General features: G+C 46.4%; 13 protein-coding genes and 1 tRNA gene. All 14 read right to left on the reverse strand.

Going from position 1 to position 14,512, the window contains the following annotated elements; all coding sequences use genetic code 11:
• Window positions 1-83: 83 nt before the first annotated feature.
• Window positions 84-2,138 (reverse strand): elongation factor G, encoded by a 2,055-nt coding sequence (gene fusA / locus COT43_07840; protein PIS27940.1) that lies wholly within the window; start codon window positions 2,136-2,138, stop codon window positions 84-86.
• 54 nt (window positions 2,139-2,192) lie between these two features.
• Entirely contained in the window at window positions 2,193-2,660 is a 468-nt protein-coding gene (locus tag COT43_07845; GenBank protein ID PIS27941.1) for a 30S ribosomal protein S7, read from the reverse strand.
• Window positions 2,661-2,673: 13 nt separating this feature from the next.
• Window positions 2,674-3,045: a 30S ribosomal protein S12 gene (locus tag COT43_07850; protein ID PIS27942.1), complete on the reverse strand. Its 372-nt coding sequence runs from the start codon at window positions 3,043-3,045 to the stop codon at window positions 2,674-2,676.
• 75 nt (window positions 3,046-3,120) lie between these two features.
• On the reverse strand, window positions 3,121-7,401 hold the full coding sequence (rpoC, locus tag COT43_07855; GenBank protein PIS27943.1) for a DNA-directed RNA polymerase subunit beta': 4,281 nt from the start codon (window positions 7,399-7,401) through the stop codon (window positions 3,121-3,123).
• 35 nt (window positions 7,402-7,436) lie between these two features.
• Window positions 7,437-11,153 (reverse strand): DNA-directed RNA polymerase subunit beta, encoded by a 3,717-nt coding sequence (gene rpoB, locus COT43_07860; GenBank protein ID PIS27951.1) that lies wholly within the window; start codon window positions 11,151-11,153, stop codon window positions 7,437-7,439.
• A gap of 176 nt (window positions 11,154-11,329) precedes the next feature.
• A complete protein-coding gene (locus COT43_07865) occupies window positions 11,330-11,713 on the reverse strand; it encodes a 50S ribosomal protein L7/L12 (protein PIS27952.1) in 384 nt (127 codons plus the stop codon).
• Between the two features lie 25 nt (window positions 11,714-11,738).
• Window positions 11,739-12,263, reverse strand: a complete 525-nt coding sequence (gene rplJ, locus COT43_07870; protein ID PIS27944.1) for a 50S ribosomal protein L10 — start codon at window positions 12,261-12,263, stop codon at window positions 11,739-11,741.
• Between the two features lie 15 nt (window positions 12,264-12,278).
• Window positions 12,279-12,965 (reverse strand): 50S ribosomal protein L1, encoded by a 687-nt coding sequence (locus COT43_07875; GenBank protein ID PIS27945.1) that lies wholly within the window; start codon window positions 12,963-12,965, stop codon window positions 12,279-12,281.
• Between the two features lie 13 nt (window positions 12,966-12,978).
• Window positions 12,979-13,404 carry a 50S ribosomal protein L11 gene (gene rplK, locus COT43_07880; GenBank protein PIS27946.1) on the reverse strand — a complete coding sequence of 142 codons (426 nt, stop codon included), beginning with the start codon at window positions 13,402-13,404 and terminating at the stop codon, window positions 12,979-12,981.
• Between the two features lie 7 nt (window positions 13,405-13,411).
• Window positions 13,412-13,939, reverse strand: a complete 528-nt coding sequence (locus COT43_07885) for a transcription termination/antitermination factor NusG (protein ID PIS27947.1) — start codon at window positions 13,937-13,939, stop codon at window positions 13,412-13,414.
• 7 nt (window positions 13,940-13,946) lie between these two features.
• The gene (gene secE, locus COT43_07890) at window positions 13,947-14,129 is read right to left on the reverse strand and encodes a preprotein translocase subunit SecE (protein PIS27948.1); all 183 of its coding nucleotides are present in this window, start codon (window positions 14,127-14,129) and stop codon (window positions 13,947-13,949) included.
• Between the two features lie 50 nt (window positions 14,130-14,179).
• Window positions 14,180-14,255 (reverse strand) — tRNA-Trp (locus COT43_07895).
• 10 nt (window positions 14,256-14,265) lie between these two features.
• Window positions 14,266-14,415 carry a 50S ribosomal protein L33 gene (rpmG, locus tag COT43_07900; GenBank protein ID PIS27949.1) on the reverse strand — a complete coding sequence of 50 codons (150 nt, stop codon included), beginning with the start codon at window positions 14,413-14,415 and terminating at the stop codon, window positions 14,266-14,268.
• 15 nt (window positions 14,416-14,430) lie between these two features.
• On the reverse strand, window positions 14,431-14,512 hold an 82-nt coding region (locus COT43_07905), incomplete at its 5' end, for a hypothetical protein (protein ID PIS27950.1).

The following is a 14,512-nucleotide window of genomic DNA, read 5'->3' on the forward strand; positions in this document are numbered from 1 at the left end:
TTCCCATGATCTACGTGACCTATCGTCCCTACGTTCACATGCGGTTTCGTCCGCTTAAATTGTTGCTTTGCCATCACTGCTCCTTAATTTTTAAAAAAGTCCGGCACGAAGCCTCTGGTTTTTTCGATAATGATTCTTTGAATCTTCCTATCACAGAAATCGTGATTCGAAAATTTCATGGTAAAATTTGCTCTACCCTGCGTGATCGAGCGAAGGTCTGTCGCATAACCGAACATTTCTCTGAGCGGCGTGGAAGCATCCACAACGTTGACATTTCCGCGCTTGCTCATACCCGTCACGTTGGCGCGCCGGGCGTTTAAATCATTAATCACGTCGCCAAGGTAGGTATCCGGAACAATAACTTCAAGCGACATAATCGGTTCTAAAATCGCCGGCTCCGCTTTTATCAGCGCATCTTCCAGCGCCATCGAACCTGCGACTTCAAACGCCAGTTCGGTGGATTCGTCTTCGCGGTATTCGCCTCCGGTGATCGTCACTTTGAGTTTCTGCAGGGGGTAACCGGCTAAGATTCCGCTTTTCAATCTATTGATAACGCCGCGCTTAATGGCAGGTATAAATTCTTTGGGTAAAATGTCGCCATTGAGTCGATTCTCGACGACAGCGTCCTGAATATTTCCGGCAGGCTCAACCAGCAATTCGACTTTGGCATATTGACCTTTTCCGGTCGTCTGGCGATCAAACGTTGCGGTTCCGATCGCAGATTTATTAACGGTTTCGCGATACGAAACCTGCGGCTTGCCAATATGCGCTTTGATATTGAATTCGCGAAGCAGACGGTCAATAAATATTTCCAGATGAAGTTCGCCCATTCCAGAGATAATTGTCTGACCACTCTCTTCGTCCTGCTCCACGCGAAACGTCGGGTCTTCAGCGACCAATTTTTCCAGCGAAGCCTGCAATTGTTCCGAATCGGCTTTGCTTTTCGGTTCGATCGAAACATGAACGACGGGTTCCGGAAATATCATGGATTCGAGAATGATCGGATTTTTGGCGTCACAAAGCGTGTGCCCTGTGATGCTGTCTTTCAAACCGACGACCGCGCCAATTTCTCCTGCTGTCAATACTTCCTTTTCTTCACGTTTGTTCGCATGCATCAATAAAAGTTTGGATATGCGCTCTTTTTTCTGAATCGTCGAGTTGTAAACCAAGGTGCCTTTTTCGATCATTCCCGAATAGACCCGGATAAAACTCAGCCGTCCAACATGCGGATCGGTCATAATTTTAAAAATAAGCGCTGAGAATGGATCGTCAATGCTGGCTTTGCGCTCAATCTGCGTGCCTTTCAGGTTCACGCCCCGAATAGGTGGAACATCAAAAGGCGAAGGCAAATATTCAACAACGGCGTTTAACAGCGGCTGAACGCCTTTATTTTTGAAGGCAGAACCGCAAAAAACAGGAACGATTTTATTTTGGAGCGTTCCAGTGCGAATTGCACGTCTGATTTCTTCGGGTTTAATCTCTTCGCCATTCAGATATTTGGCAAAGACAATATCGTCATAATTGGCGGCTTCCTCAATGAGAAGGCTTCTGTATTTTTCCGCTTCTACTTTTAAATCGTTGGGAATTTCACCGTCGTAGTAAATAGCTCCGAGCCCGTCGTGATCGTAAACGATGCTTTTTCTCTCAATGAGATCAATAACGCCGTTGAACAGTTCGCCGGTTCCCAACGGCAGATTGATCGCCACCGGTTTGGCCTTTAGCCGATCTTTCATCATTTCGAGAACATTGAAAAAATCCGCGCCAGCTCTGTCCATTTTGTTGACAAACGCGATGCGCGGAATATGATATTTATCAGCCTGTCTCCAAACGGTTTCGCTCTGTGGTTCAACGCCGCCAACCGCACAAAAGACGGCGATAGCGCCATCCAGAACTCTCAGTGAGCGTTCAACTTCTGCGGTAAAATCTACGTGTCCAGGCGTATCGATGATGTTGATGCGATGCTCATCCCAGTAACAAGTTGTCGCGGCAGAAGTAATCGTAATGCCGCGTTCTTTTTCCTGCGCCATCCAATCCATCGTCGCTGAACCGTCATGAACTTCACCCATCCGATGAACCTTGCCGGTGTAAAAGAGAATTCTCTCAGTCGTAGTGGTCTTTCCGGCGTCAATGTGCGCCATGATACCAATATTCCTAACGTTGCTGAGAGTTTCCTGCTTCACAAATTTCCTGATTTATTTGTAATGGGCAAACGCCTTATTGGCTTCTGCCATCCGATGCGTATCTTCTTTTTTCTTAATGGATCCGCCTTCATTTCCGGCCGCGGCAATAAATTCTGCAGAGAGTTTTTCCGCCATCGATTTTCCCGGTCTGGCTTTGGCAAACGTGATAATCCAGCGAGAGGCTAATGCAAACCGGCGTGATGGCTTGACTTCGACCGGAACTTGATATGTCGCGCCACCGATGCGACGGGACTTTACTTCCATGACCGGCGAAACATTGTTAACTGCTTTTCGGAATATGTCTATTCCATTGGTTTTTTTTGTCTCTTCCACGATCTCGATCGCTTCATAGAAAACGTTTTCAGCAATTGACTTTTTCCCTCTTCTCAGAAGATAACTGATGAATCGCGCCGCATCAATCGAATTATATTTCGGATCCGGCAATGTGTGACGAGTAATGACTTTTTTCCTACGAGACATAAATAAACCTCTATTATGACGGACGCTTGGTGCCGTATCTGGATCGGCTATTTTTTCTATCGTTGACGCCGCTTGCATCGAGAGTGCCACGGATAATGTGATAACGAACTCCCGGAAGGTCTTTTACGCGTCCACCTTGCACAAGCACGATGGAGTGCTCCTGAAGATTATGACCTTCGCCCGGAATGTAGGCTGTTACTTCTATACCGTTCGATAAACGGACACGAGCAACTTTTCGCAAGGCTGAATTCGGCTTTTTAGGCGTTGTAGTGTAAACACGCGTGCAGACACCTCGTTTCTGAGGGCAGCTGCGAAGCGCGGGCGCCTTCTCTTTCTTGCTAACGATGTTTCTTCCTTTTCGAATTAACTGATTTATTGTCGGCATACTCTCTCCACTATAAAAGCCTGCAAAAATACAAAATATTAACTTTTTAAACAACACCTTTCATAAAACGGAACACTATTTTCGCAACGCCGCGAGTTCATTTTCTTTGTTTCTTTCCTTTTCATGGATATTATCCCACTCCTGCATCTCTTCATCCGGTTCCATCACAACAAGATTGTTATATTTACGTAAACCGGTTCCCGCTGGGATCAAGCGTCCCATAATTACATTTTCTTTCAGACCACGAAGATAATCGACTTTTCCAGCTACTGCCGCATCGGTCAATATGCGTGTGGTTTCCTGAAATGATGCCGCTGAGATGAACGATTCCGTATTCAGAGAAGCGCGGGTAATGCCCAGTAACATTTCGGTAAATTGAGCCGAATGTGCCGGTCTGGCTTTGGCAGGACTCTTCTCTTCTTCCTTCAATAACCGATTGAATTTGGCGAATTCCTTCTTGGAAACGACATCGCCTTCATCCCAGTCGGAATCGCCGACGTTGGTAATCACAACGAAATTCTTCATTCGCTCGTTTTCTTCAATCAGCTCATTCCGGTTAACACGGTCTTTTTCCAGCAATTCTGTATCGCCGGAGTCTTCGATTCGGACTTTTTGCATCATCTGCCGAACGATGACTTCGATGTGTTTATCATTGATACGGACGCCCTGTAGTCGATAGACTTCCTGTATCTCATTCACGAGATATTCCTGAACTTTGCGCGGATCTTGGACGCTCAAAATGTCCTGAGGCGCTACCGGTCCCTCGCAGAGTCTATCGCCGGCTTTTACGTCATCACCTTGATTGACGAGAACGAAACGACCGTATGGAATTTTATATTTTTTGGCAGAAGATCCGTCATAGCCGGTAACGATCATCTCACGAACACCCTTTTCAGTTTTTCCAAAAGAAATACGTCCGTCGATTTCCGTAATCACTGCCGGATCTTTCGGTCTTCTCGCCTCAAAAAGTTCCGCAACGCGTGGCAGACCGCCTGTAATATCGCTGGTCTTTGCAGTCTCTTTCGGAATCTTCGCAAGTACATCGCCCTGTAAAACGACATCACCGTCTTTAACAACCAGAATTGCACGAATCGGTAAAACGAATCCCGGATAAGCAACTTCTTTCCCGTCTTCTTTGCAAATAATGTCGATCCGCGGTTCCTTGTTGCGGTCTTTCGAGTCGATGACTGTTACGGATTTGTGACCCGAATCATCGGCTTCGATGCTGAAGGTTTGATTTTCTTCCAAATCATGGAACCGCACCGTACCGGCTTCTAGCGCCAAAATCTGATCCATGTAAACGTCCCACTTGAACAACGTATCGCCGATTGTGACGGAATCACCTTCTTTGACAAACATCAAGGCGCCGTACGGAACGTTGTAGGTGGAGGTAACACGATTGTTATCGTCAACTATGTTCATCAAGGAATTACGGGACAGGACAACCCAATGATTGCCAGATTTATGCGGCACTGCGCGATATTTCCCTTCTTCAAACTTAATCCGTCCCTTGCTCTTGGCTTCGGTTTCGGACTCCTCGACAATTCTTGCCGCAGTTCCACCGTAGTGGAATGTTCTTAAGGTCAGCTGAGTGCCCGGCTCACCAATAGATTGGGCGGCCATGATTCCGACCGATTCACCGACTGTGACCGGTCGCCCATTGGCAAGATTTCTTCCGTAGCACATCGCGCACAAACCACGATGCGACTCGCAAGTCAAAACGGAGCGGATGCGGACTTTCTCGATCCCTAATTCCTGAATTCGCTTCGCCATCTTATCGGTAATTTCCTGCCCGGCCTCCACGAGAATCTCATTTTCGTTTTCCGGATTGTAAATATCTTCCTGTGCAATACGCCCGACAATACGATCGGACAAGTTCTCAATCACATTTTCCTCTTTTTTCAAAGCTGTGACTTCAATGCCGTTGATCGTATGACAATCCAATTCAGTGATGACCATATCATGAGCAACATCGACTAATCTACGCGTTAAATATCCGGCATCGGCGGTTTTCAGAGCTGTATCCGCCAGACCTTTGCGTGCTCCATGCGTGGAAATAAAGTATTCAAGTACGGTCAAACCTTCCTTAAAGTTCGAGGTAATCGGCGTTTCGATAATTTCGCCAACCTGACCGGTCATCGACTTCTGTGGTTTAGCCATCAAACCGCGCATGGCGGCTAACTGCTTGATCTGCTCAGTACTTCCTCTTGCGCCCGAATCTGCCATGATATAGACTGGATTAAATCCCTGACGATCTTGCGACAGGTGTTCGATCATTTCCTTGGTCAGTTCGTTTGTTGTATGCGTCCATTCGTCGATTACTTTATTGTACCGCTCGCCTTCCGTCAATATCCCATTCTGAAATTTCCTCTGGATTTCCTCTACGCGGTCAAATGATTGGCTGAGAATTTCGTCTTTTCTTTCCGGGATTTGGATGTCCGAAATCGAAATGGATATGCCGGCTTTCGTCGCAAATTGGAAACCAACGTCTTTCAGAGCATCGAGGAATTTTACCGTTTCGTAGTTGCCAACTTCTTGGAACACTGTTGAAACGATCCGTTCGACGCTTTTTTTACTGATCAGTTCATTAATGTATAGCATCTTTTCCGGCAGAAGTGAATTGAACAATGCGCGACCAATCGTCGTATCATGCGTCGCACCCTTCATACGAATATTGACTTTGGCATGAATATCTACTTCGCCAATCTCGTAAGCCAGCATTGCTTCACGGAACGAACTGAACGATTTTCCTTCGCCCATGACGCCCGTTTTCTGGCGAGTAATGTAATAAACGCCAAGAACCATGTCCTGTGAAGGAATGGAGATCGGATATCCATGCGCAGGATGTAAAATATTGTGGCTGGAAAGTGCGAGAATCCGGCATTCCATTTGCGCTTCGAACGAAAGCGGGATGTGAACGGCCATCTGGTCACCGTCGAAGTCTGCGTTAAAAGCGGCGCAAACCAACGGGTGAATTTGAATCGCCTTTCCGTTGATTAAAACAGGTTGAAATGCCTGAATGCCAAGCCGGTGCAGGGTCGGTGCACGATTGAGAAGAATCGGATGATCTTTCACCACATATTCCAGAACGCGGTAAACTTCATTATCCTTGCGCTCGACCATCATCTTCGCAGATTTCGGCGTCTTTGCAAGGCGACGTCGAATGAGTTGATGAATGATATGCGGTTTGAACAGCTCAATCGCCATCTCTTTCGGCAGTCCGCACTGGTTTAATTTCAACGTCGGTCCGACAACAATCACCGATCGACCACTGTAATCGACACGTTTACCGAGCAGGTTCCGCCGAAAGCGTCCTTCCTTGCCTTTCAGCATATCGCTGAGACTCTTCAGCGGACGACGCGTACCGCTTCGGACTTCCGTGCGTCTGCGGCTGTTGTCGAATAGTGAATCAACAGCTTCCTGTAACATTCTCTTTTCATTTCGGAGAATAACATCAGGCGCCTTGATCTCGATCAACTGCTTGAGGCGGTTGTTGCGGATAATGACTCGCCGATAAAGATCATTCAGATCACTTGCGGCGAACCGACCGCCTTCCAACGGCACCAACGGTCTTAAATCCGGAGGAATGACCGGCAGGACGATAATTACCATCCATTCCGGTTTATTTACAGGCTTTGCTTCACTGGGCAGAAATGCCTGAACGACTTTAAGTCGTTTCAGAATTTCCGCTTTCTGTGTCGCCGACTTCTTAGATTTCATTTCCGATTTCAGATCGCGAATCAAGACTTCGATATCAACCTTCTGTAGAAGTTCGCGGATCGCTTCGCCACCGGTTTTGGCGATGAAATAACCCTGCGCTTCATCTTCGTCGAAAAGTTCGGCTTTTGGCCCGAATTTTATCGTGTTCTCAAAAAATTGTTCTTCTGAGATGACCGATTTATACGGCAGTTTCGACTGTCCTTGATTGAGGACGACATACTTCTCGTAATAGACGATCTCTTCGAGGTTTCTCGTCGGAATATTCAGTAAATAGTACAGTTTGCTGGGAATCGAGCGGAGAAACCAAATATGAACCACGGGAACGGCTAATGTGATGTGTCCCATGCGTTCTCGTCTGACCTTTTTCCGGGCGACTTCGACGCCACACCGGTCGCAAATGATTCCTTTATAGCGAATGCGTTTGTACTTTCCACAATGACATTCCCAGTCCTTGACCGGCCCAAAAATCTTCTCACAGAACAACCCGTCTTTCTCGGGTTTGTAAGAGCGATAATTAATAGTTTCTGGTTTGAGAACCTCGCCATGCGAACGGGTTAAAACATTTTCAGGAGAAGAGACGTGTATAGTGATCTTTTCAAACTCTGTACGATGATTAAAAGGTTTTATAAAACTCATAATGACCTTTATTCCTCCAGTCCCGGAATTCGGGGCTAACTAATGTCCATTTCTATACAAAGACCTTGTAATTCTTTGAGGAGAACGTTGAAAGATTCAGGCACGCCGAAATCAGAGAAGTTCTCGCCTTTTACAATGGCATTGTACACTTTTGCGCGGCCATCGACGTCATCAGACTTCACGGTTAGGATTTCCTGAAGAGTGTAGGCGGCGCCATAGGCTTCCAGCGCCCATACTTCCATTTCTCCAAATCGCTGTCCTCCGAACTGTGCCTTTCCGCCGAGCGGCTGTTGCGTGACCAATGAGTAAGGGCCGGTGGATCGGGCATGCATCTTGTCTTCAACCAAATGTGACAATTTCATCATATAAATGCATCCGACCGTTACGGGATTATCGAACGGTTCGCCGGTTCGGCCGTCGTATAACGTAACTTTTCCGGTTTCCGGCAAGCCGGCGGCATGAAGTTCTTCCGTAACTTCCTTTTCGGTTGCGCCGTTGAAGACCGGCGTCTCATAATAAACGCCGAGTTCTTTGCCTGCCCATCCAAGCATCGTTTCATACAATTGCCCAAGATTCATACGCGAAGGAACGCCCAGAGGATTCAGGACAATGTCCACAGGCGTGCCATCTTCGAGAAACGGCATATCTTCCTGCGGCACGATAATGGAAACGACACCCTTGTTTCCATGGCGGCCTGCCATTTTATCGCCAACCTGTACTTTGCGCTTGTTTGCAACGTAAACTTTGGCTAGCTGAAGAACACCCGGCTGAAGGTCATCGCCGACTTTGATCTTGTAAATACTTTGTTCCAAATCTTCGTCGATCTTTTGTGACAACAGAATAAAATCCCTGATAACGGCTTCGATCTTAACATTGGTTTCCGGATCAGTTGTCCATGATTCTTCGATACTTAGCGTGTCAAATTTCAGTTCGGCAATTTTCTCTTCAGTCAAAACGGTTCCCGCTTTCAGAACTGTCTTGCTTTTAGACATATCTTTCATGACGGCAACGGTTTTGTCTTTCAGAAATCTTGTTAAAAGCGCATCGCGCCGCTCTCTCAACGAACGGTGTTTCTGGATGCTGAGAATCATTTCTTCGTCGATGCGGCGTTTTTCCTCAAGCTTGCTTGTCTTGTTTTTTCTCTGGAAAAGTTTCGTTTCAACGGCAACACCTTTGATGCCGGGGTCTGCGCGTTTGGACGCATCTTTAACATCAGTGGCTTTCTCACCGAAAATAGCCCGAAGCAATTTTTCTTCAGGTGTTGGATCAGTTTCACCTTTCGGTGTGACTTTACCGATCAAAATATCGCCGGTTTCGACTTCGGCGCCAATACGAATGACGCCATTTTCGTCTAAATTTCGCGTCGCGTCTTCACTAACATTCGGAATTTCACGCGTCAATTCCTCATCGCCGCGCTTAGTGTCCCGAACTTCAAGTTCAAATTCCTTGATATGAACCGACGTAAAAACATCGTCGCGTACGACACGTTCATTAAGAATGATCGCATCTTCAAAATTGTACCCGCGCCACGGCATGAACGCTACCATGACGTTTCGTCCAAGCGCCAATTCGCCCTGATCTGTTGAACAACCGTCAGCAATTGGGTCACCTATTTTAACGAAGTCACCCTTATTAACCAGCGGCCGCTGATTGATGGCAGTATCCTGATTGGTGCGTAAAAATTTTGCCAAATCAACCCGGATTTTGCCCTGATTCTCATCCAAGAGAACCTCTTTTTCAGTATCGGTGCGAATGATAATATATTCTGAACAAACTTCGTCAATCAGCCCATCCACGGGCGAAAGAACGGTCGAGCGAGAATCTCTCGCAACCGCTTTTTCCAATCCTGTGCCGACAATCGGTATTTCCGGTTTCAGTAGCGGAACGGATTGTCTTTGCATATTTGAACCCATTAGAGCGCGGTTGGCGTCGTCATGTTCCAAAAACGGAATCAAGGCGGCGGAAACCGAAACAGTCTGAGCCGGCGAAAGATCCATATAGCGGATTTGCGATGGCGGCACTATTGGAAATTCGCCTTTAATTCTAGCACGAACACGCGGCGTTGTGAAATGGCCAACCTCATCGATAGCGGCATTTGCCTGCGCGATGAGTTCGCGGTCTTCGTCATCCGCCGACAAAAAATCCACTTTATCGGTAACGGCCGGAACACCGTCCACCACACCGACACGGCGGTAGGGCGTTTCGATAAATCCTAATTTATTGACATAAGCATAAGTTGAAAGCGAGGCAATCAATCCAATGTTCGGACCTTCCGGCGTCTCGATTGGACACAAACGTCCATAGTACGTGTAATGTACATCACGGACTTCGAATCCCGCTCGATCACGCGTCAGACCGCCGGGCCCTAAAGATGAGACACGCCGTTTATGTGTGATCTCCGCCAGTGGATTCGTCTGATCCATGAATTGAGACAGCTGGCTGGTACCGTAAAATGAATTGATAACCGATGTAATGATGCGCGAATTGATCAAATCCTGAGGCGTCAGATTTTCCGACTCCCGTAGATTCATACGTTCTTTAATCGTACGAGACATCCGGGTGAAGGCGAGATTGAACTGATTCGTCATTTGTTCGCCCACCGTTCTCACGCGCCGGTTTCCCAGATGATCGATATCGTCCGGACCGATCAGTCCTTTTTTCATCTGGACAATGCGCTTCATTAATTCAACGATGTCTTCCTTCGTCAAAACGGTCGATTCCAGCGGCACTTTCAGATTGAATTTCTTATTAATCCGGTAGCGACCAACCTGCCCCAAATCGTACTTCTTCGGACTGAAGAAAAGTCGTTCGACGAATTTTTTCGCCGTGTCCAGATTCGGCGGTTCTCCGGTGCGGAGGCTTCTGTACAAAAAATAGAGAGCAGATTCCTCATCAGATGTCGCAGTATCTTTGCGGAAAGTATTCAGGAAAATGTTTCTTTCGACTTCATCCTCAGTCGTAAAGACTAAGAGTGAATTGATTTTTTGCTTTTTCAGTTCCTGAAGCAATTCCTTATCGACAACAAGTTGCTCTTTAAGTTCGTGTAGAACTTCGCCGGTTTCTGGATCGATGATATTTTCGGCAACGATTTTGCCCATGGCTTCTTTAGCAGAGCCGGGAAGTGTATATCGCGTGCCAATATCGAAGAGATTTAAAATACTTTCGTTGGTCGGATAGCCAAAGGCTCTCAATAATATCGTAGCGGGGAATTTGCGTCTCCGGTCCACGACAGCGCTGAGGACGTCACGCGTATCAATGATAAAATCAACCCATGAACCCCGGAATGGAATAATGCGCGCCGTGTATATTTTCATTCCATTGGTATGTTCGCTTTCATCAAAGAAAACGCCTGGTGAACGCTGGAGCTGACTGACGATGACCCGCTCTGCGCCATTGATGATAAAGGTGCCTTTATCCGTCATATATGGAATATTTCCAAAGAAAATATCCTGTTCGATACCCGCGGAATAATCTCCCTTGTTGGAGCCCTCTTCACTGATATGAAGTACCAGACGAACCTTTAGCGGAACGGCATAGCTGACGCCGCGCTCAAGACATTCCTTAATCGTGTAACGCGGTTCGCCAACCGTGTAATATTTGTATTCCAGAAGATAATTGCCATGTGTGTCTTCTACTGGAAAAATATTGCGGAAAGCCGATTCGAGTCCCTTATTCTCCCGTTTGTCAGGCAATACATTTTTCTGAAGGAATTCTTCAAACGATTTCGTTTGAACCTCCAGCAGATTCGGCATGGCTTGAATGGAAGAAACCTTTGCGAATGTCTTTCGCGCAGTGGTTTTAGGGGGAGTATTACTCAAAAGTATCCCTCCTTTTCACGTTTTTGCAGATTCCCCAAAACCAGGGAATCATTGAATTGTTGAAAAAGCGCTATCATGCACGTCGTAAGCGGGAATTGAATAGCTAAAAGCTATTTAATTTCGACTTTAGCCCCGGCTTCTTCTAATTGCTTCTTCAGGCTTTCTGCATCTTCCTTCGATATGCCTTCCTTAACTGTGCTTGGCGCTCCATCAACCAAATCTTTCGCTTCTTTAAGCCCGAGATTGGTGACAGCTCTGACAACCTTGATGACATTAATTTTTTGGGCGCCGATTTCTTTCAATACGACGTCGAATTCTGTCTTTTCTTCAACTTTCGGCGCTTCTGCGGCTTCGGCGGCTACTGCAACAGCGGCAACAGGTGCGGCGGCTTTGACATCAAATTTCTTTTCAATCTCTTTAATGAGCCCGGAGATCTCCAGCATATTTGCTTTTTCTAAATATTCGAGAACGTCTGCTCTTGTTATGTCTGCCATTTTTAACATACCTCCTTGTTATAAACTATTCTGTTTTCGTTTCGTTAAGTGATTTAAGCGTTCCAACTAAACCCCCCATCGTGGCGTTCAAAACGCCAACAAGGTTGCTCATAGGAATCGCAAGTGTTCCAACCAAACTGGCAATCAGGTCTTTTTTTGATGGAAGATTGATGATGGTTTCGATGCTTTCGGCGCCATACGCTTCTCCCTCGAAAATGCAACCAGTAATGCTCAGTTTTTCCAATTTATTCTTTTTAATGAACGCCGTGATGATTTTGCCAGGAGCGACGGGATCTTCATAAGAAAACGCCATTCCTGTCTGTCCTTCAAGCAATCGATCAATGACAGGTTTGCCTGTCTCTTTAGCCGCTATCTTTGCAAGCGTCTTCTTGGCGATTTTGTATTCGATATTCGCCGCAAAAAGCTCCTTGCGCAAGGCGTTCATTTGCTGAACGGTCATTCCTTTGTAATCAGTAAAGAAAATCCCTTTGGCTCGGGAAAATTTATCCGTTACGTCTTGAACGATTTCGGTTTTCTTCAGATTCGGCATGCTTTCTCCTATTCCTTATACAACCGTAGATTTATCGACGCGGATGCCGGGACCCATCGTCGTTGTGATGGTCATTTTCTGAAAATAAATGCCTTTGGCTGACACCGGACGCAAACGCATGAGCGTGCTTATCAGCGCCTTGATGTTCTCTTCCAGACTTTCTTGCGGGAAACTTCGCTTTCCAACCGGCGAATGAATCAGCCCATTCTTATCCACGCGCACTTCCACGCGCCCAGCCTTGACTTCTTTGACGGCGGCGGCAACATCGTTGGTAACCGTTCCGCTCTTGGGGTTGGGCATCAGACCTTTCGGGCCGAGAATTTTACCAAGTTTCCCAACCTGCGCCATGACATCTGGCGTGGAAATGATCACATCCACATCGGTCCATCCGCCCTGAATTTTCTGGACGTATTCGTCAAGTCCAACATAGTCGGCACCGGCTTGTGTGGCTTCATCGACTTTCGATTTTGTCAAAACGAGAACCCGTACCTTTTTGCCCGTTCCAAACGGATAAAGGACGGTTCCGCGGATATTTTGATCGGCATGTCTTGGATCGACACCCAAATTGATATGAGCTTCAACCGTCTCATCAAATTTCGCGCCTTGAATATCCTTCAGGATGGAAACCGCTTCTTTGAGAGAATATTCCTTTCTCCGATCGATTTTTGAATTGTTTGTTTCTACCCGTTTTGAGATTTTCATATAACTGAATCCTCTATTCTTTTACCGTGATGCCCATACTTTGGGCAGTTCCTTTGATCATGGCCGTCGCTTGTTCGACAGTGTGCGCGTTCAGGTCCGGCATTTTCATCTTGGCAATCTCTCTGACCTGATCGATCGTGATTATTGCTACTTTCGTCTTATTCGGTTCACCTGAACCTTTTTCCAGTTTCGCGGCCTTAAGCAAAAGCACGGATGCCGGCGGCGTCTTGGTGATAAATGTAAACGATCTGTCGGAAAAGATCGTGATGACAACCGGAATTAGATAACCGATTTTGTCCTGTGTGCGCGCATTGAACGCCTTGCAGAATTCTACGATATTTACACCATGCTGTCCTAAAGCCGGTCCAACCGGCGGGGACGGATTTGCTTTCCCGGCCTCAATATGTAACTTAACCGATGCTAAAACTTTTTTTGCCATTGTTCACCTATTTTTCCAATTCAACTTGTAAAAAATCTAACTCTACAGGAGTCGGACGGCCAAAAATGCTGACCATGACTTTCAATCTCTTCTTGTCTTCATTGATTTCCTGAACGATTCCTCTGAAATCGATAAACGGTCCATCAGCTACCTTGACCGGATCGCCCAACTTGAACGGAATCGCAAGTACTTCCCGTCCGTCTTTCTTCTCGACTTCGCCTAAAACCCGCTTCACCTCTTCTGGTTTTAGTGGAATCGGCTTCCCTGACGCGCCAGCAAAACTCATGACACCGGGGACATTTTCGACAAGATACTGAGATTCTTTGGTTATCTCCATTTTCACCAACACATAACCGGGAAAAAATACTTTATTTCGCACGCGCTTTTTCCCTTCGCGCATCTCCATAATATTCTCTGACGGAACGAGAACATCCTCGATGTATTTCTGCATATCGGCGTGTTCGGCTTCGTGCATGATTGCCTCTCGGATCTTTTTTTCCTTACCGGAAAATATTTTTAATACATACCATTCCATAGCGACACTACAATATGAGGTTGACGATTTTCGATAACAACAGATCGACGACAAACAGAAAAACCGACAAGATGAGCGAAAACGCTAAAACGATGACCGTCGAACTTTTTAATTCGTTCCAAGACGGCCAAGAGACTTTTTTCATCTCGAAGATGACTCCGTCGATAAATTCTCTGATCTTATTAAACATACTCTATTCCCCCTTGTGAGGTGACATAAGCAATTCGGCCCAAAATTCGATTGCAGGTGAGGCAGGAATTGAACCCGCAACCCCCGGTTTTGGAGACCGGTGCTCTACCAATTGAGCTACTCACCTTCATTGCCATCTATCTGGTTTCCTTATGAACTGTACGTTTCTTACACCAACGGCAATATTTCTTGTATTCGACACGGTTTGGATGCAGTTTTTTATTCTTATCTGTAGAATAGTTACGCCGCTTGCAAACCGTACATTCAAGGGTGATTATATCACGCATCTTTGTTACCTTTAATTATTCCAATATTTCGGTTACGACACCGGCGCCAACTGTCCGTCCGCCTTCTCGAATCGCAAACCGTAACTCTTTTTCCATC

The organism is Candidatus Marinimicrobia bacterium CG08_land_8_20_14_0_20_45_22 (assembly GCA_002774355.1).
Taxonomy (GTDB): Bacteria; Fidelibacterota; UBA2242; order UBA2242; family UBA2242; genus 0-14-0-20-45-22.

What these genes read in the sequence shown, in the direction of transcription:
- fusA (PIS27940.1), bottom strand. Translation starts at nt 2,138, where the DNA reads ATGGCGCACATTGACGCCGGAAAGACCACTACGACTGAGAGAATTCTC.
- COT43_07845 (PIS27941.1), bottom strand. Translation starts at nt 2,660, where the DNA reads ATGTCTCGTAGGAAAAAAGTCATTACTCGTCACACATTGCCGGATCCG.
- COT43_07850 (PIS27942.1), bottom strand. Translation starts at nt 3,045, where the DNA reads ATGCCGACAATAAATCAGTTAATTCGAAAAGGAAGAAACATCGTTAGC.
- rpoC (PIS27943.1), bottom strand. Translation starts at nt 7,401, where the DNA reads ATGAGTTTTATAAAACCTTTTAATCATCGTACAGAGTTTGAAAAGATC.
- rpoB (PIS27951.1), bottom strand. Translation starts at nt 11,153, where the DNA reads ATGCCGAATCTGCTGGAGGTTCAAACGAAATCGTTTGAAGAATTCCTT.
- COT43_07865 (PIS27952.1), bottom strand. Translation starts at nt 11,713, where the DNA reads ATGGCAGACATAACAAGAGCAGACGTTCTCGAATATTTAGAAAAAGCA.
- rplJ (PIS27944.1), bottom strand. Translation starts at nt 12,263, where the DNA reads ATGCCGAATCTGAAGAAAACCGAAATCGTTCAAGACGTAACGGATAAA.
- COT43_07875 (PIS27945.1), bottom strand. Translation starts at nt 12,965, where the DNA reads ATGAAAATCTCAAAACGGGTAGAAACAAACAATTCAAAAATCGATCGG.
- rplK (PIS27946.1), bottom strand. Translation starts at nt 13,404, where the DNA reads ATGGCAAAAAAAGTTTTAGCATCGGTTAAGTTACATATTGAGGCCGGG.
- COT43_07885 (PIS27947.1), bottom strand. Translation starts at nt 13,939, where the DNA reads ATGGAATGGTATGTATTAAAAATATTTTCCGGTAAGGAAAAAAAGATC.
- secE (PIS27948.1), bottom strand. Translation starts at nt 14,129, where the DNA reads ATGTTTAATAAGATCAGAGAATTTATCGACGGAGTCATCTTCGAGATG.
- rpmG (PIS27949.1), bottom strand. Translation starts at nt 14,415, where the DNA reads ATGCGTGATATAATCACCCTTGAATGTACGGTTTGCAAGCGGCGTAAC.